The organism is Paenibacillus sp. Y568, assembly GCF_059445545.1.
Genome location: NZ_JCAIUM010000027.1, coordinates 1 through 25819, shown reverse-complemented (window position 1 = coordinate 25819; position 25819 = coordinate 1). Strand labels below are relative to the sequence as shown.

The following is a 25819-nucleotide window of genomic DNA, read 5'->3' as shown; positions in this document are numbered from 1 at the left end:
ACAATCCGTCCTCTCCCGAGCAATTAAATATAATACCAACATCATGTTCATATTTACTGTTCAGTTTTTCTATTTCAAATTTACCACACTGTCTATTTCAAACACAATAGATCACTCCCATATATTCAACTCAAAAAAGGATACATACCGGTACAATACCGGTAATTTGTTATATGAAAATAAATAAATTAATTTTAATCACGTATAAATACCAGTATTTATGTTAATAACAATAATTGTATACTGGTATTTATACGGTATTATTACATTCCTCCACCTTTGACATACCGGTGTTTTACCGGTATTATATAAACTATAAATATTCCGTAATGAGAGGATGATAAATATATGGTGATTTTTTCACTAGATTTAGGTAACAAACAAGTAAAACTGGTGTCCGAGAAAACATTAGAGATTAAAAGGGAAGCTGAAGCTTCCGGTAAAAAGAACAGCGATAAAAGTATCGTCGAAATGATCGGAGCAAGAGTATTACCATCACACTTTCTGGATTATGATGATCTAGGCGATCAGCGTACAGCTATTGCTTCGGATAAACCATTACAACTTGATAAATACATATCCGGTACAGATAAGGATTTCTCCTATGCCTGGGGAAACGATTTACACTTAGTTCATGCGGAAAATAAGTTTATAAGCACGATAGGCTTTGAAAATCGGTACAAGAAACATGAATTCCGCTTGCTCACGGATTTTGCTCTAGCTGAACTAGCAAGAGATTATGAAGAAGCCAAAACGGGGATTTTAGAGGTTATCGTTTCTACAGGAGTTCCAACAGATGACTTTAACGGAACAGCTGTTCAAGATATTACTCAAACTCTTATAGGCGATCATAATATTACTGTCAATCAAGAGAGTTTAAATATTCGGGTCAAAGAAGTACATGTGAATCCACAGCCCGTTGGTACAGCTTATAATGAGGTTTTGGATTTCGAAGGATATGTAAGAGAAGAAACTGCAAGTTTACTTGATGAGCAGGTCGTTGTCGTGGATATTGGAGGCGGTACGCTACTCATTGATACACTAAAAAATATGAATTTAAGTAACCCACGAAATCAAAAACCTACAGGGGCATATGAACTTTATGACCGGATTGTTAACTTAGCCACGGATGCTGGAATAAAGGGAATTACATCATTTGAGGTAGAACGTATCCTACGAGAAGGAAACGCCAAGGAAGGTTACTTCTTCAAACCCAATAAAAACGAATCTTTCCCTATTACAGCATACGTCAACAAATCTATTATTAAATTCACTCGAGAAGTTCTCAACACCATTAACACTACTCTAAAGGGAAGTCTTCGTGTAGATACGATGCTCTTTACAGGTGGTGGTTCAAATCTAATCAAACAAGAAGACATAAAAGAGCAATATAAGTATTCTAAATTTGTTGAAGACTCAGAAATTGCTAATGTTTTAGGCTTTTATAAGTATGCTAAAGCTATGGTGACAGCTAGATCGGAGTGATACACAGTGGGCAAGAAGAAAAGAATAGAGGTAACCTTTGACACAGAGAAGCATGCAGATATTCTTGCAGCCATGAAAAAGTTTGGAAACTCAGCTGGATTCTTGAAATTTGCCGCAATCCATTATATTAATAATTCACAAAACAATCATGACTCAGACTATCCCGATGTACCTGAAACCTATATACAATCGACTCAAGATCAGCAGCAACCTGATCGTAGACGCCTTCCTCCAGGATTTGGTGCCCAAGCTATAACTACACGTCTAGAGGAATAATCGCAGTGGGAGGAGGGAGCTCTAAAGTGGTTATATAAGCTCGTTAGTTATTCTATATATAACTACGAAAACTCAGTGTTAGGACTAGCTATATCTCATTAGTATGCTTCATTAATTTCCACATGAAATCATTACCAGGTACAGTCATTTCATCTTATGATATGCTAAAGCTCAATCCTACGTTTTGTGTAGTTTTGCTTACAGGGGGCTATCGATTAATTTCGGTGGCCTCTTCGCCGTTTTTCAAGGTGTAACATTTAAGAGTACGGTTTGTCTTTCTGAGAAGTTTAAGTATACGTAAATACCAATCTATCCATAGGTTAAACGAATCTCAAGAACGATCATCGTTGCTACAAAATAAAACGGCCTGCCGTTTTTCAACTATATTATTTTAGATGGTAGATTTTCGAATAACAGGTACTTATTATGTTGGTGCAAACAAAAACGAAGCGTCTGATTGAACAACCATCGGCTATTCAATCAGACGCTTCCTTCTTCCGTTTTTATTCACTTATCAAGTCTAGAGCAGATATCCTCGACTACTCCATTTAACGCAACCGTTTTATTTCCTCTTGTAGCTCCCGTACCTTTCCCATCGCATCAGCGTTGACCTTTTCCAGCTCGGTATTACTATTTTTCAATTCTCTTACCTCTAGCTCATGCCCTTGACGTAGCTCCTTAATTTCCTGATACAGATCCCGCAACTTAGCTGTCGTCTCTTCATTTGTCTTCTCAAGCTTAGCCTGGTATTCAGTACGGATCGCCAACAATTCACGTTCCTTTTCCATATCCTTACGCTCAGCCAAACGTTCGAGTTCTTGCATCTGTCTTTCAGTTAACCGATGTACATATTCATCTTTCATAGCCTGCAAATCGACCAACTCTTCTTCCAAATCCGTTACTTGTTTAATTTGTTTTTCGGTTATCAAGGTTAACTCATTAACCATAGTTTTCGATTCTTTATTTTCCTCGGCAGCAGCTTTGTATTCATTAACAAGTCCTGATAGAGTATCGACTTTTTGTCGATACTCCTCTACAAGTAAGTTGTCTTTTCTCGAGATTTCCTGTAGTTGCTCAAGTTGTTTCATTGTGGCTTCAGCTTCTTTTATCAGCCTTGCCCCTTCTTCCGTATGTTGTTTTAATTCCTTTCGCAATTCAGAAAGCTCTTGTTCTTGACCAAATATAACAGTAGCACGGTCTGTAACAATCTCCTCATGCTGCTGTATCTGCTCGAGACGTGCAGCTGCCTCCGTATGAACCATCCCAATGAAAAGATCCAACGGACGCCGCAAATGGTACTCTAATTCCTCTATCTGTTTGGTATAACCAGCTCCACTTCCTTCTTTCAAACGTTGCAACTCATAAAGCGCTGCCAATTGTTCAATAAATGCCTCTTGCGTATCTAAACCACTCTCTGCCGCCAGCCGTTCTAGTTTTCCCTTCAGCTCCGGGCTCACTTTGTATGCTTTCGTCGTTTTTGCTTCACTATGTATTTTCGGTTCATTCTGTGACATATACTTTCCTCCTTATAGTTAACCTTATAGTCTATATTTTATCACAGGTTAACCAAGTTAACTAGGTTAACTAGAAAAAGACAACTTGGAAAGGTCGGCATCCGTTATTACAACAAGTTCTATAAACAATGCAATCTCCCTCTTGAGATTGTCTTCCTGCACGAGTACCTGGTATTTAAGGTTAATAAATAGAAAATTAAATTTAAATCCAATTACCACAGTGGATTTTACTTCGTGGATCGCTTCACGCCCTGTCACAATCGAATAAGCTCAATCATGTTAGACATTTTTTAAAATGGGAAGGGTTGGGGTAGCGTGATCGGCAAAATGATCCTTTTTACCTGAATCAGCGAACATGTTCATAATTATTTGAAGTGTGGATCATTAATTTAACATGGCCCCGTTAAGGGGCCGCATTTTTCCACATTTACGAGGCGCCATCTTCGAATGTCATTCCTAAAATATAGTCTGAAGCTCTCTGTGCTTGCCCAGCCGCTTGTACAATCAGTTTATTATCTTCCTTAAGCTTCCGCAACCAACTGCTTACATAAGCTGCACTATTGTCTATAGTACTGTTATCTATCCCGGCAACTCCACAAAGCATAGCCGCGCCAATTTCAGCAACTAATTCTTCTTTGCTGTAACTTTCGTCCCCGAATGCGGCTATCTCTGTGATACCTGAACGATAAAGCCGCTTTTCATGTCCTGTGCTGTGTACATGCTCATGAAATAAGGTACTATAATATTCTTCGGGTTTCGCGTAATCGCATATAGGTGGAACACTTATAGAATCATCTGAAGGGCGATAGAATGCCCTTCCCGATGCAAATTGTACTGATGGAGCATCTTGGTATCCCTCACAAATACATTCAGCTTCCTCAATCGGGTCATGTTTAAAAGTTTGATCATTTCGTTTACTTTGTACACCTTCGCATTGTTTAATGTTAAACACTGTATAATAACGAAGAAAAGGGATTTTAGTCTTTTTCTTGGTTTTCTCGTCTTCTTTCTCTAACCATATCCAAAAAACAACTATATGCCCCTTCGCTCCCTTCTTTACGGTTCCTCCGGCTTCTGTTACCTGTTTATAGCTTGCATATTCACCAGGCTCCAATAATAGCGTATTAATACCTCTATAGGGCTTTTGGTTTTTCCAATTCACAGCCGCCCCAACATTCCAAGGTCTACGCCAAGGTACAACACCATTCTCCATTAGTTCAATCATTCGGTTGGTGATCATATCATAAATTTTTACGCTCATATTTTCCATCTCCCATATCTGTTATAATGGAGAGGCGAAAGGTCCTAATTTTTCGCCTCTACCGACCTACTCCCCTAAGAGAAGGTCGGTTTTTAATGTTTTCCGGGTATGTATTACCCCATTTATTTTATTTGCTTTTTTTCTAACGGCCAAATAGTCCAGAAACGCCTTAATCATTCCTAAAAACTGGATAATAACTTATAAACTTTCTGCTATAATCGCAAGGTATAAAAGCTCCTCATTCTGCATATTTCCCACCTCCTTTCAAGCTTGACATTTACCCTTATCACCCCTAATATTCGGAACCGCTTGCTGGTCTAGCCTAAGCGGCGATGAGCGGAAGGTTTTAAGGTTTTGAGCAGTTTTTTTGCTTGTAATCTTGCCTTGCCTTATGTAGTTTTCAATGAACAAAACATTCGTGTACCGTAGCCGTCGCAGATTTAAGATTATATAGGTTCTCGTAGGGCAAGGCTGCCCGAAGGGTCGACAAAAACCTTTTTGAGTGTTCTTCTCAAAAAGGTTTTTGCGCCTTGCGTGGAGAGGTTCTATGTGATCCCATGCGACCAGATGGCTACGGTGCATGAATGTATTCTTTGAACACGGAATATGGTAAGGTTGCACACAAAAGGACGTCTGCGAAACAAACCTTCCGCTTCATCGACTCAGGCATGCATCATGGGTGTTTCTTCCCCGATTATTCGAATTGGGTCTTGGAACGATGGTGAAATGAAGCGTAGCGGAGTGAAATCATGGTTCCGCCCTGCTACGTAAAACATGATGGTTTATGGAGATGGAGCGATAGCGCAAGCGGAGAAAACTATGCTGTTGGAGCATTACCCTAGAGGTATGTTGCTTCCCTGATTATTCGAAATGGGTCTTGGAACGATGGTGGAATGAAGCGTTAGCGGAGTGAAAGCTTGGTTCCGCTCTGCTTCGTAGAACTTTATGATTTTTGGAGATGGAGCGTTAAGCGTAAGTGGAAAAAATCATGATGTTCGAGCGTTACCCCAGAGGTATTGTGCTTCCTTGCGAGTTCCGTTAAGAATCCAAATGGAACCCGGATCATTTTCCGGGGTCGCTTGAGATTTAGGAACTATAAACCGCAATAATACCAGCTACATGTGTTCCAAGACCATTATCGTCAGAATAGCTGTTTGTATAATCTACTGTTGATATTCCACCCGCGATTTTTAAGTCTGGATGGTCGGAAACTCCCGTATCAATTATTGCAATTTTTATTCCTTTCCCTGTAATTCCCTTCTCGTGGGCTTCCTTTATATTCATAATCTTGACATTCCAATTTTCGTACTCATTAGGAAACTCAACTGTTTTTATTTCCGATATGTCACTATTTGTTGATATAAATATATTACCGTTCCTATTTTGATGCGTCACCCCAGCGATAATGTGAATTATTATGATAATAGTAAAAAAATATTTTAAGTTCATTCTATTAACCTACTAGATTTTTTTTTGAAAATCCATTAATATAGTCAATTGTAACATCATCCCATGTAGAAAGGTTGAATTTTATGAAAAAATTGGTATGTGGTTCTATGAGTATGCATTAGTACTATCTTTAGGTCTATTAGCTCCTATTGAGGCATTTGCAAAAGATAATAGTCCTCACATCAAGAATCACTCTTTTAGGACTATTAACGATTCAAAGATTGATTCCGTTTTGAAAGGTTCTAGAGAAGTTGCAAAGCAAACAAGGCTCGAGAACCATAGAAAGAACAGCACATTGACTGACAACAATCAACTTATCGATTATTTTAAAATCGAAGGCGATGTTGGATATTTTTACGAAATAACACCAGATCAAGAGGAATCCCTCACAATTGTTGATGTTGAACAAACAGCAGATACAGAATCTGACACCGCTGACGATGAACTCTTTAATGCAGTTTCAACTACTTTAGGCGGAGGCATCGGAGGTAAAGCTACAATTTCTGGAACAGGTTCTTACATATCTAGCACAGTTACTCTAGCTAACGCAACGCAAATGGGTTCGACGAGTAACGGTATTGCTTACATATATTCTGGATTCAGCGGTACTAATTCTTCGGGTGCTGCAGTCGAAACAGATATGGGATTACAATATAACCTGAATTCATACGGTACATATAAATGGAAACCGTATTTTCTATTGAGCACAGGTGGAACTAGTTATACTGGCTCTGTATTAAGCGGATACGAACAAGTGATTAACCAAAATGGATTTAAAATGGGCTCTAGTCTAACAATGACAGTATACAGAAACGTCAGTGGCAACACGCGTCTCTCCCAGTACGGAACTGCTGTCTGCACTAGTTCCACTTGCTCAACACAAGCCGATACAAGTTTGACGTCTATTCTTGAGATAGCAGGAACTAATGTATCATCTGTATCTACATGAAAAGTTCTCGCAACTATTGCAGGCGCAGAAACAGTTAAAGGATCCAGCTATGCAAAATATACTGGAATAAATGTTGATGGTGTAACTAAAACACCTGTAGTTGTAGGAGAAGATTATGCTACCGTTTCTGTTGGATCTGGCACTGCAACAATTACTGTTTCTAACCCGTAATATATAATGAGAAGATTTGAAGAACAACTCACTGTTGTTCTCCACTCTTTATTTAATATTCAAAAGGATGTGAATGATGATGTTTTCAAAAAAAACACTTTTAATTTGCTTATCTTTATGTGCAACATTGTCCTATGCTAATGTGAGCAGTGCTAGTACAACTAATAACAACATCAATGTAACACTTAATGAGAACACTATTGCTGATATACAGCCAATTGCTAAAGACGGTCGTGTCTTTCTCCCGCTTCGTAAAATGGCAGACTTATTACAAGGAATCACCAATTGGGACAAACAAACAAATTCAATTACAATCACAAGACCAGACTCAGAAATTAATTTTAAAATTGGCTCAGCAAGCGCTAAAGTCAATAATACGAATGTAACGTTTGATACTTCACCATTTGTAATCAACGGACAAACATACGTACCTTTAAGATTTACAGCAACGGCATTTGGAATTAATGTAGACTGGGATTCGAAAGCTTCTACTGTTAAAGTGAGCTCAGATGAGCAATTCGCTGTTATGAAAGCAGGCAACAATATTTTCTGGGTCAATCTTCAAAGTGGAGATGTGTATTCGAAAGATGGAAATTCAATTACTGAAATTGGAACAACTGACATTCATTCGGATGGAATAAATACTGTTAGCAGCGTTGTGACTGCTATTGATTCAAATTCTTATCTACTAAATATAATCGAACGCGCTGGAACAACTTTAGGATTAAGAACAAATTATCAAATTTTAATTCATAATTCTAAAGTAGTAAAAAGCACTTCCATTTTATATAACGATGGTATTCCTGATTTAAATCAATACTCTTCTAACGGGCAAGCAATTTTGAGGGAAGGATCGTCAATTTATTTTGTAAATAGTGATGGATCGTCAAATAGTAATTATCAAATTGATTCTTATACGAAATTACAAGATAATAACTATTCCGTCGAAGCGGTTTATGACGATTACTTAGTTGTTCGAGCTCACCCTAATGGAACTCTCTGGTTAATAAATAGGAGTACTCATAGCGCAATTGCACTATATAAATCACTCCTGACAGCTGAGCAACAGAAGCAAATTGATCTATGGGACAAAACAGATGCTATGTTCCAAGGGGATGGCTTGAAGATTGTTAAACGAGATGGTAATAAACTCACACTTACTTACACAGAATGGTGGTCTGGTGCCGCTGTGAAAGATTTAACCTATAAACTTCAATAATCATAAAATTTGCATTCCAATCTTCTTACGCCGGGTTACATCCGGCGTTTTTTTATTTCCAAGGTGTTAATTATAGTTCTAAAAATAATTATTAGTTAAGACCAGTAAGTGTGGAGACAATTTTAAAGGGATCAAACAAAAAAATATTAATCGAAAAATAAATTCAAACCAATGATAGAAAAATATTTAAAATAGCCTTGATTTTCAATGTCTCTCAGGTTTGGTTTAGTAGGTACATTTCTACATCGGTTAAAACAATATAATATATAAAAGACCGTCTAGCATAAGCTAAACGGTCCTTTTTTAAATTCAATTCACTTTCATATATTCACGAGGGGCCGAGATGATCCCTTGTGCATTCTCTACATTAGCAAGAATTTGTTTCAAACGTTGTTCACCGTTCATGTTTTTGTTTTCATTAAGCGTTTTAAGTTCCACGGTTAGTTTAACAATTTGATTAAACGATTTGCGTCTGTTGAAGTAAGCTAACAAGCGATACATACTCGTCACCACCCTTTGGGGATAAATTAGATAACTCAATTAACAGGGCCAGTTGTATTATATTCAGGTACTTGGATATGTTGTCATAGTCTTCTTCACTCACTTCATTTTCTTGCTGTGAGGAAACAACAACAACTCCTATAATCTCATCACCATGTTTTAATGGTACCCCTGCAATGCTATTATACCGTCTCTCCCCTTTTTTTTTCAATAACGTCATTAGCTTGGGTTGATATGTTGGTAATTAGCTGTTCTTCTCCTTTATCCCAAACGAGACCGACGAATCCTTCTCCTTTCTCAAATTTTAACACTCCACTTAGGTTACTCCCGCTGCGGCATTCACCGACTAATTCCATTTTATCTTCTTCATAATTTCGAAGAAGATATATGCGTGTTTGTTATTTTGAATATCAATGGTAGTGCTACAAATTTCTGAGCATAATACCTAATCTTATTATTTAACACTAGGAAGGATGATTTCTATACTTATCAAGAAAATTTTGGGCATGTTATTTATTACGACTTCGGTATTGACTTCTTGTAGTCCTGGAGATCTAGAAAAATCAAAAATTGAAAATATACCTTTAATGGTATATCAACAAAAAGACGCTATCACTAAAGAAGCAATCCTAGGGTATTGGGATATAACTCAATCCAAGATAGGATATGGAAAAGGGATGTATCAATTCCCTTCCGAATCCGAACATGTAGTGCCGTTACTATGGTCAGGGAAATCACTTACATTGTCTGATGAAGTAAATTTATTAGATCAAGCAGACAAGAGTTATACAATAAATACGCGTGATATTAATCTCGAAAATAATTTTTCCTTTTTTTCAGATGGTTTCAACGGGTTTGAGACATCTTTTGATAATGAATTTAAATATACCATCAGTTATAATAACCAAGAATATGAAATTGATATAAGAAATGTAGATGAGTTTGATAATTTGTTTACCCATTTGGCAAATGGACAAATTATAAAAGACGGAAAAATCATTCAGTTAGTATTTACTACGTCTAATCAGGATAATTCGGAAAGCAAGGTTATGCTCTTGAATTACAATATTGATACAAATAACTCTGAAGTAAGAAGTTTCCAAATAGATAAGTTACCAAGTGGTAATGGTACTCTCTACCCAGGAGACTCCATACTTGATAATAATAAGCTTTACATCTTTCAAGATAATAAAGTTGGTTTTATTGACTTAGAAAAAGAAACATTTATTGAACTAAGAAAAATTAACGATGATTTAAATTCGTTTATGCCTGAAGTACAAAAAAACCCAATGGTTCCTCGGAAAATCGTACCGACTGGAATAGTTGGAGGAATTCTATTACTAACTGACAATACACTGTATATTGATGAAAACACTTTCGGTATGCTTGTATTTGCCTATTCAGAAGAAGAAGAGCCCTTAGGTAAGATATTTATTAAGGGCCAAACTGTTCATATATTTGATAAAAACAATTTAGAAGTTTCGTCCCAAGAGTTTCCATACAGTGGTTTTTATGGACATTACTTTTCTTTTCCAAGATCTTATTAAGTATAATCATACTGTTGCAGTGAGACATGTAGAATGGTAATTGAAGAGTGTGTCCCATAAGCCATTTAACAGGCTTATGGGACACACTCTATGTTCATTTGTATAACCCTGTCTCGTATTCCTTTACTCTCCGGTAAAAAGTACGATGTTTCATTTTCACTTTTTGCATAGCTGCAACGGCTGTGATCTCTCTAGATTTCCATTCCTTATATACTCCAATAAAATCCTCATCAATTACAATCTTCGGACGACCAAATTTAACCCCATCTGCTTTAGCCACTTCTATTCCTTCAGCTTGGCGCTGTCGGTTCTTCTTTCGTTCTTGCTCAGCTACGTAAGCTAGTAGGCTTAAGAACTGATCTTCCATTACTTTACCGAAGTCACCCATGACCCGAAAGCTCTGAGAATTAAATAGTGTCTCATTATCTAAGCAAATGATATCCGCATTTAGCTCCCGCGTAATGTATTTCCATTCCTTCATGATTCCGTCATAGTCTCGCCCAAGACGATCGAGTGCATCGATGTAAACCAAATCACCCTCTCGGATCATCTGACGCATAACCTGATACTGTGGCCGATTGAAATCCTTACCACTTAATTTATCTACAAATATAAACCGTTCCTCAATACCTAATTCACGAAATTTGATTAGTTGCCGGGTTTCATTTTGGTCTTTTGCGGAAACACGTCCGTATGCTAACTTCAAAGTGTCTCCCTCCTCTTTTTTTGTGCCAAAAACTAACGGTTCACTCATGGCACGTGCCTAAAGTTATTTTAAGGGATTTCGGCACAATAAAACAAGTCATTTTTGCTAGTGCCTAAAAGCATGCTTTTAGGCATGAAAAAAAGCTGCAACGATCAAGCAGTCACAGTTAGATAATTTCTTATTTATTAATAAATACAAGCGCATACGGTCTAAAATATTGGTTTTTCTGGCTATACTAGTCATAGAATGGGGGGAACAAAGCTGATGACATGGATATTATCAATTGCTTTACTGAGCCTCTTTGGATGGGTTAACGCTTTAATTATTCGATTTCGAAAAGGGGACTCAGCTTATAACAAATATATATTTTGTGCAGCCGTCATTTTGTACGCGACCTGTAACTTCATCCAAGGACAATCCTTCGCATACAAAACGATATTTAGCCTGATCTTTATCGTTTACTCTTTGATCGCGATCCCATTACATATTTGGCTTATCGTCTTTTGGACAAAAGAAAAGAAAAAAAACATTCCCAACAGTTCATTTATGAGAAGAGACAAGAGCAACAAAAACAACTGAAGCAACCGCAGCCGCGAGGTTAAGTCCGTGATTTAAATCAGGATAGAGCCGCAACTCCATTATACATAGAAACAATCTAATGTAATGCTGACTTTCCTTCCCAGTCTTTAAATACGGTAAGAAACTCAGGAAAGTAACGATCTAGCCAATTCCTTGCTTTTCTTTACATGCATCGGGTTAACTACGACCAGCAATGCGCCTATAAATGACAAGGCAATGGAGAAAGCAAATCAAATTATATCTTTACCACTCAAAGGATTAACCTTTGCATCTTGCAATCGGACAACATTCCTGTTGATTTGCAATGATTGGACTTCTGTCAATAGACTGGACACAAAAAGAAAGACTAAATTAGGCGGATAAGGACAAGAAATCTTCCATCTGCTGAGGAGTTTTGTACCCAATAGCAGAATGAATACGATTGCGATTATAACGACCTTCTATATACTGGAATAACCTTGTTCGAGCATCTTCAAAAGAGGTGAATATGGTTCGATAGACCATTTCTTTCTTTAATATAGCGTGGAAGCTTTCAATTGGAGCATTATCATAGGGACACCCTTTGGCCGAAAAGGACTGCCGTATTCCCCGTGTCTTGAGCTCTTCTTGATACTCATGACTCGTATATTGACTGCCTCGATCTGAATGGAGGATAACTCCCTTAGCAGGCTTCTGAGTGGATACTGCTTGATGAAGTGCAGATAACACACAGGCTTTATCCATCGTTTGACTGAAACACCAACCGATAATTTTATTTGTAGACAGGTCCATAATCGAAGCTAAATAGCTCCAACCCTCATTAAGGACGTGGATATATGTGATGTCGCTAACCCATTTTTCATTTCTCTTGCTTGTCTTAAAGTCTCGCTTCAGCAGGTTTTCGCCACCATTATACACAGCATCTGATTTGTAAGGTCTGTATTTTTTGACCACCACAGATCGGAGTCCTAGGCTTCTCATGATCCGTTGTACTCGTTTCTCACTCACTTTAAATGAGAGTTGTAGCTTAAGAAGTTCTTCTCTGATTTTAGGTGCTCCATAGACTCCATCTTGTTCATGATAGACGTGGATGATCTCTTGTCTTAACCAATTATTTTCCTGCTTTAATCGACCTTCAGGGCGTTTTTGAGTACAGTAATAGTAGCTGCTACGTCCAATCCCTAGCACCTTACACAATTTACTTTTGCTATGTTTGTCAGACTGGGATACGGCTACATCCACAACCTCACGAACACTTATCTTTTGGCGAATATGGTCATAGCTTTTTTTAGGATCTCGTTTTCCTCTTCAAGCTCTTTAATTCTAGATTTGAACTTCTTAACCTCTACGACAGAGACTTGTTCATTGTCTACTTTAATCTCTTTACCTTCATTAATCCATTTGTAAAACGCCGTTTTACTTAGACCATATTCGCTCATAATTTCAGATGCTGTTTTCCCTTTACGATGGAGTTCAACGATCATTGCTTTGAACTCATCACTATATCTCCCTTGCTTGGTTCCCATAGATGGACACAACCTTTCAATATTATTTTAGAAGTCCTCCTTTTTGTGTCCACTACTTTATACTAGCTCCAGATTAACAATTCATACAGAGCATCTTCTTGATAATATAGTCGGGGGATGTCGGAGGACAAGAACTTGTTCCCTTTGCCAGTCTTCTTCTTTTTTGCGCAACAAAAAACCGTTGAATTTTCTCGAAGTCAACGGTTTAGAAACTCAGTTTTTTAATATATGCTTCAACTTTTTGAAGCATCTTATTTTCAAAACTGGGTTGCTCATTATAAGTATCGTAATTCTCTGAGCGCTCCTTTTTTGACAAAGGCCAAATCTTAGGCCTTACAGGAATGTTTAGCGTAATGGGGCGTTACCATTCTAATTCTTTATTTTCTTTTGAATTGAAAATATCTGAAGAAGAATTTGAAAGAATATTCAAGGAAGTCAATGCTTCTATGGCTTTTGAAGATGCAGCGTTGAACGACATAGAAAAGGATCTTTTGTATAAGAGATTGAATGGTGAAATCAGTGAGGAAGAGTACATTGAGTTATTTTTAAAGGATTCTAAGGGAGGAAAGTCTCTATGAAACCATTTAGTAGAGAAGAGTTAGATCAGTACGGGAAGGAAGCTGCAGCTGCAGCTAGAAAATCCTCTTTTGATGCAGGAACTTTTTACAGCTACGGCAAGGATGGGAAAGTGATTCGAGTATACCCGGATGGTCGCAAAACGGAAGTCATATATGACGGACATGGAAACCACATAGAGATCAAATTGGATGACCCCGAAAAATGAAGTAAATCGAAGAAAAACCGTGTTTGGCATGTTGGCCAAAACACGGTTTTTTTTCATTGTTCCACGGAACGCTAATCGGCTGTCACGGTCGAATTTGGCTTCGTCTTAGTCTTCAGATCATTGATATTACTGAGTTTTTGGCAGGAGTAATTACTTACTCTTGTATGAGACGGTGACTTTTTTAATCTACTACTGTGTTCAATTCTGTACACATGACATACACCGTCCCTTATCCTGCCTTCACCTAACGAGTTATTTTCGGGCGAAGATTTGAAACCAAAACCCAAATAAAGCAGCGGCTACGTTCGCTGTCTAGGTTAGATCGGTATATGATCAAAAGTTAAAAAGACTAGCTACTTTACTATCATCCATAATTTTGCTATATATATACATATTTTTAATACTTATTTATATGTTTTAGGCTTTATATTTCCAACAGTCACCAGAGACGACTCTAACAGCATTTAAAAACTTGCGTTCATCCAAAGTACGGAGTCCTCTAACCGTATTGAAAAGATTGTAATAATACGAAAGAGACTTGAGCAGCTAATAAAGCCACACCCGAGGATCGACCTGAATCAGAGATTGCCCGGTACCGTATTGATCAGAACATGGAGCTAAACAATAACCTAATTAAACAAATGTACCGGGATCTTATGCAATCTGCGACTGGAATCGGTGGATGCTGGAAACTGGCGTAATACTTAAAACACATCCTGAGAGGGGCACTCATTTAGCATCTAAGGCTGGTTTGTTTAAAAGTATGTACCGCTATCCAGAAGGAGGTAAAGAATTTAAAGAATTTAATGAATTTTCTTTTATTTCCATAAAAATGCACCCTCTATAATTTCATGAGCTTAAACCCGAGGGCTGCCAATGTCTATTATAAGGGGTGCACTTCAGTTTTTATTGAAGGAGTTTTATTGAAGGAGTTTTATTGCACCAAGTTTAGTACACAACTCAATCATTACTCTAACCATACTGTCAGGAAGTTCTTGGTCTAAGCTGAGTCCAAGTACACAACTCAATCATTACTCTAACCATACTGTCAGGAAGTTCTTGGTCTAAGCTGAGTCCAGTTACTAGGACTTGTTACGGGTGCATTTCCCCTCTGTACTCTTGGACTAACCTCTATCCATGGTGAGTCATAACCAAGATTATTGTGCATGCCGACATTAGCTTTATTGGAAACATCAAAATCGGTTGGAGTACCCGAGCTGGTTCCAGTACTTGACCGTCCCCATACATTCATACCGTTATATTCATACGAGTATTCAACTACTCCATCGCAACGAATACTGGCTATATCTTCGGGTCTAATCCACATAGTGCCTGAATTGTCTTCATACTTAATTTGAGCAGCTGCTGTATAATCAATATCAGGGTCTGCTTCTAAGGCAGCTGCTGTGCTCAAGATATAAGTTCTTGTGGTAGCTGTTATAGATGGATTGGTAAACCAACCATAAAAAGTATAGTTACCTTTAAAGTTTGTGAAGCTATTGAGTTCCACATTCTTTCCATACCCAGGAATTTCGTAAACATATGGTGCACCAGAAATATAACCATAGTAAATACCAGCATGTTCACTACCAACTGTCATAAAGCTACCTTCTCGATAACCAGCATCCCCAGCATCAGCGGCGTAACTTTGAGTCGGCACTGTAAAAGCGGAGATGACTAAAGCGAGAGATACGGGTACAAAAAGTACTTTTTTAAATAGCTTCTTTATCATCTTATTGTCCTCCCCATTTCGCTGCTGTCTGTTCATCCATAATGTTATTTGGATCAATTTTTTCTAAGGCTTCGGCAACTAGGACCTTAATTTGTTCATTATCTGTATCCTGGATGACTGCAGTCAATTTGGGAACAGCTTCTCCTAAATCTATTAATTCAGCAGCCTTTATTCCAGCTATGATTTGCTCAACAGGGTTTTTAACATCAATCATTTGAAGAATATTTTTATGATTTCTCAATAGGGAAAAATTTGATAAATCATTAGTTCCTTCAAATTTTGAATAATGGTTTATAATCATTTCAACTTGTTGGATCCCTCCAGAAATACCAAGAGCATAAACGGTAGATTTAAACACTTCAACATCGGAGGTTTTATCTAAAACTTTCTTGGATATATCAAGATATTCATTCAAATTACCTGATTTAGAGGCTGTTGTAATCAAATTTCTAATTAACGGATCATTGAAATTAGAAATGTTTTTTAACTCCTGAAGGACTTGTGTTAATTGTGGATCTTCGATCCTTCTCATCGCAGTTATTGCAGCGCCTCTTATGTCAATAGACTCCGATTGATCAGTTGCCATTATTTTCAAATCGTCAATATTATATAATTTAGCTTTGGAAATTTCGGAATTTTTATTCAAACTAAGTAACGCATATTTGCGTAACACTACATCTTCAGATTTGTCTTTAGCTACAGCATAAATATCGTTTATAACTTCAGCATTTGAACTCTCTGAGTAATTTGTCAAAACATCAATGGCAAAATTTCGGAATTTTTTATTGTACTGCTTGTCCTTTACTATGGTTATCATTTCTGTGGGAGCTTGATTATTCCAATGTTTTGCTAAAAAGGGCATAACGAGAAAGAGATTCTTTTCAAAATCAACCTCATTGGAGATAGACATTTCAGCTACAGTTTCAAGTAACTCGTTCTGATTTAACGTTGCAAGATAAGCGTTCTTTTTCTTCAAACCTTCATCGTCATTTGGAATGGAATTAAATGAATCTAGCTTGGTCATGTGTTGAAGTTTCAAAACATTCATTTTTTCTGGTTTTTGAAACTGTTCATTATCATTACTAAATGCATTGGCAATAGAAAATCCTGAGAGTAAAAATAAAGACGCTGCAGAAGCACTCATAATAACTTTTTTGTAAGACTTCATGTCATTCTCCTTTTGATTTATATGTATTTTATTTCCTCTATCTATTTGCTTATATACTTTAGTAGAATAATAGAACAGGATAATTATTGAATTTATAGATATAATGTGTAAGTATTAAAGCCATGTCTGCTAATAGAGGAGTTTGTTATGTTTAAAAAGTTTAAGTTCTGGTTGCCCCTTATATCTTTCATCATAATATTAGCTAATTGGACGGGTCTAGATGCGAAATCAGGAATTGATGATAAAAATATAATCGCATATTTTACAAGTCCACCATTTTGGTTTGTAGACTCCATATATGAAAACAACTATCTTCCCCTTTTTCACGTTCTAACTATTGTTTTTTGGTTTCTGGTAGGCTGGACTATTGATACTATAATCAGACGAATTAAACAAAATAGTGATAACTAGAGGCACTCTATTTCTAGAAATAACAGAGAATTATGAAAAAACCGTGTTTGGTATGTCGGCCAAAACACGGTTTTTTCATTGTTCCACAGGAATACTTAGTATTTTAGTTGTCCTTTCTCTTGTTTTAACACAGAATATAGGGGTAGTTGCAGCAGCAGATTTAGTGAACCCAAGCAATTCAGAAGGTATGAAAAAAGTGAGTAGTTCAGCTATTAATAGAGTACTCACTTCTTATAATGAAGCTAAAAATTCCGTAGCGGGGAACTATAGCGTTTCGCTTGGTTTTGGTCCTGCAACCGTCGTATCATTCAATGCAAGCAGTGGTTCTTCAGAAAAAGGTGAGATGTACTATACTTGATAATTTAGGTAAGTGTTGGATTTATTTAACGCGGAAGTGTTAATGTAGTTGAGCTTTTAGGGCAGATTCGGTTGAAGTTGATGACGTGTCCATTAAGATTATTTTGTTTACAACCGCTAATAAACAACACAAAAGAGCCTCCGGATTCAATTCTGGAGGCCCTTTATATGAATCTATCATTAAGTTTGTTAAGCTTACATATTCCTTTAAAAATGAAACTAAAACATAAAAAAATAAAGCATTGTTTTAGGGTAGTGAGATGGGGGCGACCAAACCCCAAGAAAAGCTCTCTATCAGCATTGTGAGGTCAGGTTTTTTTGGTTCTCTTTTGGAAGATAGGCCCTACATAAGTCGTTCAACCCAATATCATATCCTCAAGCGCTTGAAGCATTTTTCAAAAAATGACCTTCAAGGGCCAAAGTCGCCCGGATGCTTTCCGTTGCGGCTCTTTCGTTATGTCCATATGTTAACTTAGTAAACCTGGTTAACCTTTTATATAATGTATATATGAAAGTTAACTGATAACGAGGAGGTGAATTGAATGCCCAACGAGGCGAAAACGACGAAAGCATACAAGATCAGTCCGGAATTGAAAGAGAAGCTCTAACAGCAGTTGGCTTCAGAAAAAGTAAAATGGGGTTCTCTTCTGGACATACCTTTTAAGATAACTTCAATTTCTCACTGCCTTCTCTCTTTGCTTGATCTGCAGTAACACTTCTTTTATCGGCCTACCGTATTTTTTAGAATGCTCTACAGTAAGTTTTTCATTATTTTCTGTTGGGTATCTATCACCAATCATGGGTAATGCATCGCAAACAAAAGGACTCTCGTACTCACCTTCAGGACTTAACCACACTGCTATAAACTGTAACCTCTTTGTCGCTTCAAATGCCTGCTGCGCATCAGCAAAGGTACTACAAAGGTACGGCATGAGTCGAACATATACCTTGCTGTTTGTGTTCTTAAAAAGATGCCAATTCGCACTTGCTGCCATCATCATATCTACAAAACCAGGATACTTTTTAAACTGCTGAAAGTGATGGAATACAATGATTGGAGCAAGCCGATATTTCGGACCCTCGGATAGTATCCTCTCCATAAAATGCACTAACCCCTCTGATAAGAATTGATGGGGTTCATTTAGTACTAAGTACGTCCCTGATCCACGACCACCTAATGCAACCTTGATCAAAAAAATATTCAATGTAAGCCAATAAGCCACCATTTCAATGGCTCTTTCGGATATTGCTCCTGTAGGAATTCGAAACATAACGACCTTCCCATCGCTAATCCATTTAAAAAGATCAACCTCTGTATTAGGCAACTGGCAAAAGATCGGGCGTAAGAACTCACTGTTCATGATCTGCCCAATTCTTCGAGCAATAGGAGCGTACTTTTGCGCTTGCATACCATCGCTCATTTTGTCGTAGTCTCTCCAAATATCCATATCAAATAAATCATCATACTTATTTATTGCTGCCGCTCTCGCTGTCTTAGATGTAAACATGTGCTTTATGCCGAGGATATCCCCGGTCGTAGCTTTTGCCGCTTCTCTTAGGTAATCCGCAGTCTGTAGATGTTCTGCGTCACCATCGGCAAGTAAGAACGCTGTAATCTCTTCAGCTATACGGTCGGCTGCTATCCGAATATCAGGGATGTTTCTTATAATTGATTCAAGCCCTAAATACACCGGTTGCTCTGTATCTCCTAAGTCGATATCAATAATGTCGCTAGCTGGCAAGTGATCACGTATAGCGTCTGACATGCCCCTATGACCATTCCGTTCGTTTACGACATCGATTATTACTGCCCCAATACCATGCTTTCTCTTAGCTTCCACGATCATGTTAATGACGTGTTGATCTTTACCCATACGTGGTGATCCATTTACGATGCGAGGTGTGTACAGGAAATCTTTATCCTTGGTTGGGATATGAATCTTATACTCCTGTCCCCGATCTGTTGCAGTTCCTGCAAGTATGCCGCTCTCATCTAAAAATACAGATGGTATCTCCATTTCTACACGTCTATTCGACTTCATAACGTCCGTAAACTCCACTTGTATTTCCGATGTCGGTAGTTGTTGGAGCTTACCTATTTCATCCACACTCATAAGGTTTGGCGACATATCTTTTATATGCCAGTTCTGTAGATCATCTAATGCTCGTTTACCTCGTATGTTAACCTTTATAGGCTCTAGTCGATTGTCACCAGACAACTCTCCATATGCATTAGAAATAGATCGGGCAAGCATCTCACGCTTTACTGGATCTGTAGAGGTTATAGAGCATCTTATGGCCGTCTTGAACACTGGAAGATTACGTTTATTTTTGGTCATCGTTGATAGGTCTCCATTAACAAGTAATTGAGCACGATCAGGATTAGGAAGTTTAGGACGTTCCGATTTAGCTTTTTGAGTCGCTGAGTGGTAGAGAGTCCGCTCTATTCCAATCATTAGATCATCGATTAAGGACTTTGCTTCATAAAATACATAGGACGCACCATCCACTAAATGTCGCATTAGACGCAATGGATCGAATGAAGGACGGTATGCAATGTTTCCTTTATCCCATGTATCCCAGGAGTAATCGGACAGTTTTTTCCACTTTTTCCTCCCTACCGTTTCTGTTCTAATAAATAGATTGATTCGCTCTCCTCCAGATAATTCGTTTGTGACCCCTAATAAATCCCTGACAGGTGTGTTTTGCTCATTGTATCGAAAATCCAATGAAAACATATCGTGTCTCTTATATTTCAAAGCGTAGAGATCCGTGTCGTCTTCGAATGTCATTTCGAAATCATCCGCAATTTCTAAAGTTGATTTCCTCCACTGCTCATGATTACGGAACTTAGTCTTGAATGCTTCGGCAAACTCAACAGGCATAGCGCAAAAGTATTCGATTGAATCGAAGGCTAGTGAAGTGATCCACCAAAAGTCAGGGGATGGTTTAATGACAATACGCATACCCTCACGTTTTGGACGATATCGGACAGTGAATAATTCATACAAGGAACGTTGGAAGTTGCGGGAAGAGGAATTGAGTGCGGTGTGGTGTGGGATAATACGGTATACGATGTACTCAGGTTGTAATCGTGTGATTGGAGAAGTGATCATGTCAACACCCTCCATATTACACCTACCCAACATACTAAGAATAATTTCCCTAACCATTTGCTACTATTACCTGTTATAGGGCTAATCATCACTCCGAATGCACAAACAACAATACCGAGAGTAATGACGTCTGAAGAGTTTGCATTCATTAGAGTAAATAGTTGCTCAGCCTTATCAGTAAACCAATTAACAATCAATTCCCAAGGACTCTGAACGTTACCCTCAACGATCTGCGGAATCGGGCCTTTCCACCAATTAGGAACTCCGTTTATCTTAAGGATCATTACGCACCTCCTATATGGTTTTAAGCCAGTTTCTTATGTCCACGGCATGCCTCACGATAAGGTATCCAATTGCTCCCCCCATGAGAAATTCCATTGCCTTAGTACGATTGCCAAACATCCAAGTCACACCCGAATACATAATAATTCCTAGGACTAGCCAATCAGCAATATTTAAGGCTGTGATCAACACATTGGACCAGGCTGCTTCTCCTGCTGCCAACGCAAAGACCGGTTGTGGTATTAATCCTACGTGGACTACTGTTGCAGCCTTCAACCAAATAGGTTTGGTGATCTCCTTATGAACAATAGATCCTGATGCGAAAGAGTTCCAGTCCAGTGCTACTGTTTTACTCATACGTATCACTCCTTTCTTATTGGGAGATGCTAATGTCAAAGGTGGTGAGTTTCTATGGTATTCGTCATTGGATTAGTGGTTGGAGGACTTGTTGGAGCTGCTACGTATTTTTTATAAAATATCATTCATAGCAGATGAATGATCATCTAGGTATGTTGGAATAACTGCCGGAGCTTTCAAGCTACGGCTCATTTTGTGTGCAAATAAAACTGATTTAACATAGCCGCTAAAATTCCCTTTGCTCTGCTCCGAAACCCATTCATACAAATCATGTTGATGTATATTTTCTAAGTTAAAACTAACAGCTTTCCTAATAAAATTACTCACGATGTCCCACTCCCCACACGATAAAAGCCAATTGCATTTGCATATAGAGGATCTAGCATTGCTATTGCTTGTGAGAAGTGTGGTTTTAAAATAGTCGCTAACTCTTCAGCGCGACCCCCACAAACCCTGACCACATCATCTGCTGACCATTTCTTCCCAAGCTCTCCCGCAATTCTTACGGACATCTGTTTTAGATTCACGGATTTGTTTGTATCAAACCCAAAGGGTAATGTTCCTGACTCTCTATCTACATACCGCTTATTCCGCATTGTCACATAGTTGATCGTTTTACTTCCTGCATCAATAGTCCGAATTAGCCCATCCATAGGCGCAGACCAGAACGCACCACCCCCCTCAGCAGCAACCTTTACTTCCATGATTCGAATGATTCGTTTATCGCCATTTACTTCAATATCCCATTTGCCTAATAAGAGGCTACGCATTGCCGCCTTTCCGTCATCTGTGTGCTGTTCTACGGGCAAGCCAGTAGTAATAGAAACATTAGTTAAGCCTGCCTGATAGATCGCCACAAGAGCTAGTAAACGAGTATCATCGTGTGCCTTATCATCAGTCATCATGTAACGCCCAAATTCCGATTCATTAAGCGCCAGATTTCCTACGAATAGCTTCTCTCCTTCGAACACCACTTCAATATCGTCATAACTACGTGTCTTAAGTTTCAAATCCCTCCACTCACCAACAACTGAAGGTGTATACCTTGTTTGCAACCCGTCAAATGTCTTAACTCCCTTACGACCAATGTCTAAACTAATGTGCTTGATGCTTTCCATAAGCCTCGCCACCTCCACATCTGATGTAGGTAAAACCCAGACTAGTAATAAACACCGCTACGTTTTACATATGTTTGATGTTATGCAATACCGCTTGGTTTACTTTCCACATTTTTGCGGATAGAAACGTATAAATATTGCTAGACTCGTCCAAACTCATAGAAAGAGATTGGATCGGGGGCTTGGTTATTATGAGTGGATTAGGGAAGAAACGTAGTAAATATGGAGCTTATTTAGATAGAAAAGGAATTGAGCAAGAGAGGGTCCGTGAGGTATCGAAGTTGGGGAAGGATACATTAACGAGGGTTTGCAGTAATGCAGAGTACTATCCAAGCGGAACAACTATGAGGAAGTTAGTTATTGCAGCAAGAAAGCTAACTGGGGAAGATGTGAACCAGGATGACTTTTGGCCCGTGTAGAAACAGAAAAAGAGCGCATCTCGTATGAGACCGCTCCTATTAGCGAGCCGTGAAGACGGCCGCTTTACCCTAGCGTATGTTGATATACTTGTACATAATGCGAGTCCTACAAAATTTTTGGATCTCAATCTAACCCTACACCTCTGCTGATATGATGTCTTCAAATTTGATCCATTCCCAATCATCACCAAAGCTTAGCTTAACCTCTTTGCGATATGTATTAACCCTAGTCACCATCCCAATAACTCCCCTATTTTCGAATGGGCCAAACACCTGGATCGTAACTTCTATATGTTCTCGAATCGACTCCGCTAGTGCTTGTTCTACCATTTCCCATTGTTGTTCATCGAGATTTGGCCTTACCCTCCTATTTAACTCCTGCATTTGTCGTACAGCAGCTTCCCGGTGCTGTGGGATTATAAAGCGAGAAGACTCATAAACCCCGTTACCTTGTAGTTTTTTGCTCATTTCCAATCCCCTAACTAGTCCAATATGATATATCATTTTCTAATACAGGAGGTGATGGTGGTATTACTCCATCACGGTCTGAATCCTCTAAAATAATGATCCCACTTAATTGAGTTTTATCTTCCCATATTATGTAACGTTGCTGTTCAAGCTCAGTCAATGCCAGGTTAATATCATTTACACTTCTTCCTGTCTTTCTCGCCAGTTCACCCATTTCGGGAACTTTAAAGCGAGTGGCCAAAAAATTGTACATTATTCTCAATAACTTTCTTTCTAAATCACCCATCATAATCCGTTCACTCCTAACGAGAACATTTGTTTGTATTATAACTAAATACAGGTTCGACAATCAAATGTAATAATTATCCTGAGAAGGTGTTTTAAAGTGCGAGAAGAATAAGTTATTACGCATATAAATGGGAGGGATTTTATGAATGTGAAAGAAGAATTATATATAGCAGTAGCAATTGGAGAGAAGGTAACTTTACAGCTTCAAGGTGACGAAATCATAACAGGAGTAGCAGAAGTTTCCACCGATCCTAAACGCGCTAAGATTCAAACTCTAGAAGGTCCTACATGGGTACCTTACGAGGACATAGATCATGTGTCGATGATCGGAAAAACAGTTCATTAAAACAACGGATCACTTTATTGTAGAGTAGAGAACTGGGTTTTCATTAGAGGGCGCAAGCCCTCTTTTTACTTTTCCAGTTCCCCCTGCATCAAACCGGACATGAAGTTTTCCTTCATCCGGCTTTCCGATGTGCTTCTTTCTTCCGCATTACAGTATTCTCCTAGCCTACAAGTTTCTTTAATCCAGAGTGTCGGGCAACAATGCCGGCTTTTCTGAATTGACTATGCTTCTTACGACAATTGCTTTTCTTATTCCAAAACAGCATCAGTCTTTTTCGAATGTACCAGTCGATTTTATTTAGAAATAGATCGGCAAACGTGTCCATCGCATAGTAGTTTCTCCATCCCTGTATTTTAGGGTTAAGTTCTTCGACCATTCGATTCATTGTCCAGAACAATCGATTACGTGACTCTGTCATTTCCTTTACCTTCTCTTTCATCTTCTTCATGGCTTTCTTCGAGGGGTAGCTTCGCAAGATATAGCGATCTACTCCTTTGACCTGTTTTGGGATTTTTCGGTGATGCATACCTAGGAAATCAAAACCCGTCTTATCACCCCACAGGTTAATCAATTTCGATTTCGACGTATTCATTTGTAATTCAAGTTTGCCGAATACAGCTTTCAGTACGTCAATTGACTTCAGGGCTTGTTCTTTTGTTTTGCATAGGATGACCAGATCGTCCGCATAGCGGACGAGTGTGCCAAGTTCCGTGAATTTGTTTTCCCATATCGTGTCCAGGTAGTTCAGATAGATATTCGCAAGTAGTGGGCTTCCGAGGTCGGTTTCATAGAACTGATCATCCTTTACGAAGCCTGCCTTCAACCATTTCCGTATGAGTTTAAGTGTTCTTCTGTCGCTTATTTTTTGTTCCACAAGCTTCATCATTTTTCTCATGCGGTATATTATCAAAGTAACCGGCAATATCGATATCCACTACCCAGTAAACCCCTTTTCTTACCGCTCGACGAATGTGCCGAATTGCTCCTTTGGCATCCCGTTTTGGTCGAAATCCATAGGAACATTCCTTGAAATCAGACTCGAAGATTGGCTCAATTACCAACTTTGTTGCCATTTGCACGACGCGATCGCGGATTGTGGGAATACCCAAAGGTCGTAGCTTTCCATCTGGTTTGGGTATCTCTCTACATATCTAGCCAATATATAACAATTATATACTTTTTTCATAAAAATCCTCGGTTTATATGGATAATCATGTATAATATTGTAATAATCAAGTAGTTAGTGTTCTTGAGCTAACTTGTGGGTCACAGGAGGTGATTGTTAATACCCCGCATACTTGATGCCTCTCTTCTACTTCAAGAAGTCTTGTTTGGATCGTTATTGAATTGCTCTTTTAATTGGTCGATGGTTCATTTCTCTTTGATATATTTATATATGAGGATACTTTGTAGTTATGTCATTCAGAAAAGCTAGAGTTATATAAAACGTTAATAAACCGAGGTGTAAAATGAAGAAAGCAGTACTATTGTTTTTATTTAGCGCACTAATACTATTATTCATGCCAGTTCAGTCTCATGCAGCAACATCTCAAATAAAAATCATTTTAGATGGCCAGGAACTAAATCTACCTAATGATGTTGAAGTCGTAAATGCTGGCAACAATATTATGATTCCCATTCGAGTGGTAGCCGAGAACTTAAAGTTTAATGTGAATTGGGATAAAAAAGCACAGAATGTAAATATTCAACAAGGCTCTAAATCAATTGCATTAACTGTTGGAAAGCAAGAAGCGACCGTGGGAAATAGTACGGTTTCGCTCAATATTGCCCCACTAATAAGTAAAAATACC

General features: G+C 38.3%; 28 protein-coding genes and 2 pseudogenes. 12 read left to right on the top strand and 18 right to left on the bottom strand.

The genetic code is table 11. The features are described 5' to 3' along the window. The first annotated feature begins 348 nt into the window (after positions 1-348). Positions 349-1485 carry an Alp7A family actin-like protein gene (locus AC1D7X_RS24065; protein WP_495476278.1) on the top strand — a complete coding sequence of 379 codons (1137 nt, stop codon included), beginning with the start codon at positions 349-351 and terminating at the stop codon, positions 1483-1485. Between the two features lie 6 nt (positions 1486-1491). After that, positions 1492-1761 carry a hypothetical protein gene (locus AC1D7X_RS24060; RefSeq protein WP_495476277.1) on the top strand — a complete coding sequence of 90 codons (270 nt, stop codon included), beginning with the start codon at positions 1492-1494 and terminating at the stop codon, positions 1759-1761. A 548-nt stretch (positions 1762-2309) separates the two neighbouring features. On the opposite strand, the gene AC1D7X_RS24055 is transcribed toward AC1D7X_RS24060, so the two are convergent. The 3 genes and pseudogenes from AC1D7X_RS24055 to AC1D7X_RS24045 all read right to left on the bottom strand — a co-directional run. After that, positions 2310-3275 carry a hypothetical protein gene (locus AC1D7X_RS24055; protein ID WP_495476276.1) on the bottom strand — a complete coding sequence of 322 codons (966 nt, stop codon included), beginning with the start codon at positions 3273-3275 and terminating at the stop codon, positions 2310-2312. Between the two features lie 427 nt (positions 3276-3702). Continuing rightward, positions 3703-4536 (bottom strand): ArdC family protein, encoded by an 834-nt coding sequence (locus AC1D7X_RS24050; protein WP_495476275.1) that lies wholly within the window; start codon positions 4534-4536, stop codon positions 3703-3705. A 1104-nt stretch (positions 4537-5640) separates the two neighbouring features. Next, positions 5641-5796: pseudogene (locus tag AC1D7X_RS24045) on the bottom strand (S8 family serine peptidase); the annotation flags it as partial. 286 nt (positions 5797-6082) lie between these two features. Here AC1D7X_RS24045 and AC1D7X_RS24040 point away from each other — a divergent pair. Then, a pseudogene (locus tag AC1D7X_RS24040) lies at positions 6083-7105 on the top strand (YrpD family protein). Between the two features lie 73 nt (positions 7106-7178). Continuing rightward, a complete protein-coding gene (locus AC1D7X_RS24035; RefSeq protein WP_495476274.1) occupies positions 7179-8324 on the top strand; it encodes a copper amine oxidase N-terminal domain-containing protein in 1146 nt (381 codons plus the stop codon). 309 nt (positions 8325-8633) lie between these two features. Here AC1D7X_RS24035 and AC1D7X_RS24030 read toward each other — a convergent pair whose 3' ends face one another. Continuing rightward, on the bottom strand, positions 8634-8825 hold the full coding sequence (locus AC1D7X_RS24030) for a hypothetical protein (RefSeq protein ID WP_495476273.1): 192 nt from the start codon (positions 8823-8825) through the stop codon (positions 8634-8636). A 182-nt stretch (positions 8826-9007) separates the two neighbouring features. Further along, complete coding sequence (locus AC1D7X_RS24025) at positions 9008-9181, bottom strand: hypothetical protein (RefSeq protein WP_495476272.1); 174 nt, start codon at positions 9179-9181, stop codon at positions 9008-9010. Positions 9182-9298: 117 nt separating this feature from the next. Here AC1D7X_RS24025 and AC1D7X_RS24020 point away from each other — a divergent pair, with 117 nt between their 5' ends. After that, complete coding sequence (locus AC1D7X_RS24020; RefSeq protein WP_495476271.1) at positions 9299-10372, top strand: hypothetical protein; 1074 nt, start codon at positions 9299-9301, stop codon at positions 10370-10372. 94 nt (positions 10373-10466) lie between these two features. Here AC1D7X_RS24020 and AC1D7X_RS24015 read toward each other — a convergent pair whose 3' ends face one another. Together AC1D7X_RS24015 and AC1D7X_RS24010 are read right to left on the bottom strand one after the other, a co-directional pair. Then, complete coding sequence (locus AC1D7X_RS24015; protein WP_495476270.1) at positions 10467-11078, bottom strand: recombinase family protein; 612 nt, start codon at positions 11076-11078, stop codon at positions 10467-10469. Between the two features lie 930 nt (positions 11079-12008). Then, a protein-coding gene (locus tag AC1D7X_RS24010; RefSeq protein WP_495476269.1) for an IS3 family transposase occupies positions 12009-13162 on the bottom strand; the annotation gives its coding sequence in 2 pieces (ribosomal slippage) (positions 12009-12919 and positions 12919-13162; 1155 coding nt in all). A gap of 353 nt (positions 13163-13515) precedes the next feature. Between AC1D7X_RS24010 and AC1D7X_RS24005 the strand changes: the two genes are divergently transcribed. Continuing rightward, positions 13516-13740 carry a hypothetical protein gene (locus AC1D7X_RS24005; protein WP_495476268.1) on the top strand — a complete coding sequence of 75 codons (225 nt, stop codon included), beginning with the start codon at positions 13516-13518 and terminating at the stop codon, positions 13738-13740. Further along, a complete protein-coding gene (locus AC1D7X_RS24000; RefSeq protein WP_495476267.1) occupies positions 13737-13946 on the top strand; it encodes a hypothetical protein in 210 nt (69 codons plus the stop codon). The genes AC1D7X_RS24005 and AC1D7X_RS24000 overlap by 4 nt, the downstream gene beginning before the upstream one ends. Positions 13947-14994: 1048 nt before the next feature. Here AC1D7X_RS24000 and AC1D7X_RS23995 read toward each other — a convergent pair. Together AC1D7X_RS23995 and AC1D7X_RS23990 are read right to left on the bottom strand one after the other, a co-directional pair. Then, positions 14995-15678: a hypothetical protein gene (locus AC1D7X_RS23995; protein ID WP_495476266.1), complete on the bottom strand. Its 684-nt coding sequence runs from the start codon at positions 15676-15678 to the stop codon at positions 14995-14997. Between the two features lies 1 nt (position 15679). Continuing rightward, entirely contained in the window at positions 15680-16846 is a 1167-nt protein-coding gene (locus AC1D7X_RS23990; RefSeq protein ID WP_495476265.1) for a hypothetical protein, read from the bottom strand. Between the two features lie 400 nt (positions 16847-17246). On the opposite strand from AC1D7X_RS23990, the gene AC1D7X_RS23985 reads away from it, so the two are divergent. Next, complete coding sequence (locus AC1D7X_RS23985) at positions 17247-17615, top strand: hypothetical protein (protein ID WP_495476264.1); 369 nt, start codon at positions 17247-17249, stop codon at positions 17613-17615. Between the two features lie 537 nt (positions 17616-18152). Further along, complete coding sequence (locus AC1D7X_RS23980; RefSeq protein WP_495476263.1) at positions 18153-18278, top strand: hypothetical protein; 126 nt, start codon at positions 18153-18155, stop codon at positions 18276-18278. Between the two features lie 7 nt (positions 18279-18285). Here the strand turns inward: AC1D7X_RS23980 and AC1D7X_RS23975 are convergent, their stop codons facing one another. The 5 genes from AC1D7X_RS23975 to AC1D7X_RS23955 all read right to left on the bottom strand — a co-directional run bounded on the left by AC1D7X_RS23975 (position 18286) and on the right by AC1D7X_RS23955 (position 22487). Continuing rightward, positions 18286-20730 carry a hypothetical protein gene (locus AC1D7X_RS23975; RefSeq protein WP_495476262.1) on the bottom strand — a complete coding sequence of 815 codons (2445 nt, stop codon included), beginning with the start codon at positions 20728-20730 and terminating at the stop codon, positions 18286-18288. Then, positions 20727-21014: a hypothetical protein gene (locus AC1D7X_RS23970; protein ID WP_495476261.1), complete on the bottom strand. Its 288-nt coding sequence runs from the start codon at positions 21012-21014 to the stop codon at positions 20727-20729. Before AC1D7X_RS23970 ends, AC1D7X_RS23975 begins: the two co-directional genes overlap by 4 nt. A 10-nt stretch (positions 21015-21024) precedes the next feature. Further along, positions 21025-21369, bottom strand: a complete 345-nt coding sequence (locus AC1D7X_RS23965) for a hypothetical protein (protein WP_495476260.1) — start codon at positions 21367-21369, stop codon at positions 21025-21027. A 111-nt stretch (positions 21370-21480) separates the two neighbouring features. Next, complete coding sequence (locus tag AC1D7X_RS23960) at positions 21481-21696, bottom strand: hypothetical protein (RefSeq protein WP_495476259.1); 216 nt, start codon at positions 21694-21696, stop codon at positions 21481-21483. Continuing rightward, positions 21693-22487 carry a ParM/StbA family protein gene (locus AC1D7X_RS23955; RefSeq protein WP_495476258.1) on the bottom strand — a complete coding sequence of 265 codons (795 nt, stop codon included), beginning with the start codon at positions 22485-22487 and terminating at the stop codon, positions 21693-21695. The genes AC1D7X_RS23960 and AC1D7X_RS23955 overlap by 4 nt, the downstream gene beginning before the upstream one ends. A gap of 191 nt (positions 22488-22678) precedes the next feature. Between AC1D7X_RS23955 and AC1D7X_RS23950 the strand changes: the two genes are divergently transcribed. Then, positions 22679-22906 carry a transcriptional regulator gene (locus AC1D7X_RS23950; protein ID WP_495476257.1) on the top strand — a complete coding sequence of 76 codons (228 nt, stop codon included), beginning with the start codon at positions 22679-22681 and terminating at the stop codon, positions 22904-22906. 135 nt (positions 22907-23041) lie between these two features. Here the strand turns inward: AC1D7X_RS23950 and AC1D7X_RS23945 are convergent, their stop codons facing one another. Together AC1D7X_RS23945 and AC1D7X_RS23940 are read right to left on the bottom strand one after the other, a co-directional pair. Then, positions 23042-23374: a YolD-like family protein gene (locus tag AC1D7X_RS23945; RefSeq protein ID WP_495476256.1), complete on the bottom strand. Its 333-nt coding sequence runs from the start codon at positions 23372-23374 to the stop codon at positions 23042-23044. Positions 23375-23384: 10 nt separating this feature from the next. After that, positions 23385-23663, bottom strand: a complete 279-nt coding sequence (locus AC1D7X_RS23940; protein ID WP_495476255.1) for a hypothetical protein — start codon at positions 23661-23663, stop codon at positions 23385-23387. A gap of 141 nt (positions 23664-23804) precedes the next feature. Here AC1D7X_RS23940 and AC1D7X_RS23935 point away from each other — a divergent pair, with 141 nt between their 5' ends. Continuing rightward, positions 23805-24008 (top strand): hypothetical protein, encoded by a 204-nt coding sequence (locus AC1D7X_RS23935; protein ID WP_495476254.1) that lies wholly within the window; start codon positions 23805-23807, stop codon positions 24006-24008. Between the two features lie 160 nt (positions 24009-24168). Here AC1D7X_RS23935 and AC1D7X_RS23930 read toward each other — a convergent pair whose 3' ends face one another. Next, positions 24169-24882 carry a reverse transcriptase domain-containing protein gene (locus AC1D7X_RS23930; RefSeq protein ID WP_495476253.1) on the bottom strand — a complete coding sequence of 238 codons (714 nt, stop codon included), beginning with the start codon at positions 24880-24882 and terminating at the stop codon, positions 24169-24171. Next, positions 24848-25117 (bottom strand): reverse transcriptase domain-containing protein, encoded by a 270-nt coding sequence (locus tag AC1D7X_RS23925; protein WP_495476252.1) that lies wholly within the window; start codon positions 25115-25117, stop codon positions 24848-24850. Before AC1D7X_RS23925 ends, AC1D7X_RS23930 begins: the two co-directional genes overlap by 35 nt. Before the next feature lie 360 nt (positions 25118-25477). Here AC1D7X_RS23925 and AC1D7X_RS23920 point away from each other — a divergent pair. Continuing rightward, positions 25478-25819, top strand: a 342-nt coding sequence (locus AC1D7X_RS23920; RefSeq protein WP_495476251.1) for a copper amine oxidase N-terminal domain-containing protein, incomplete at its 3' end; no start/stop codon positions are given.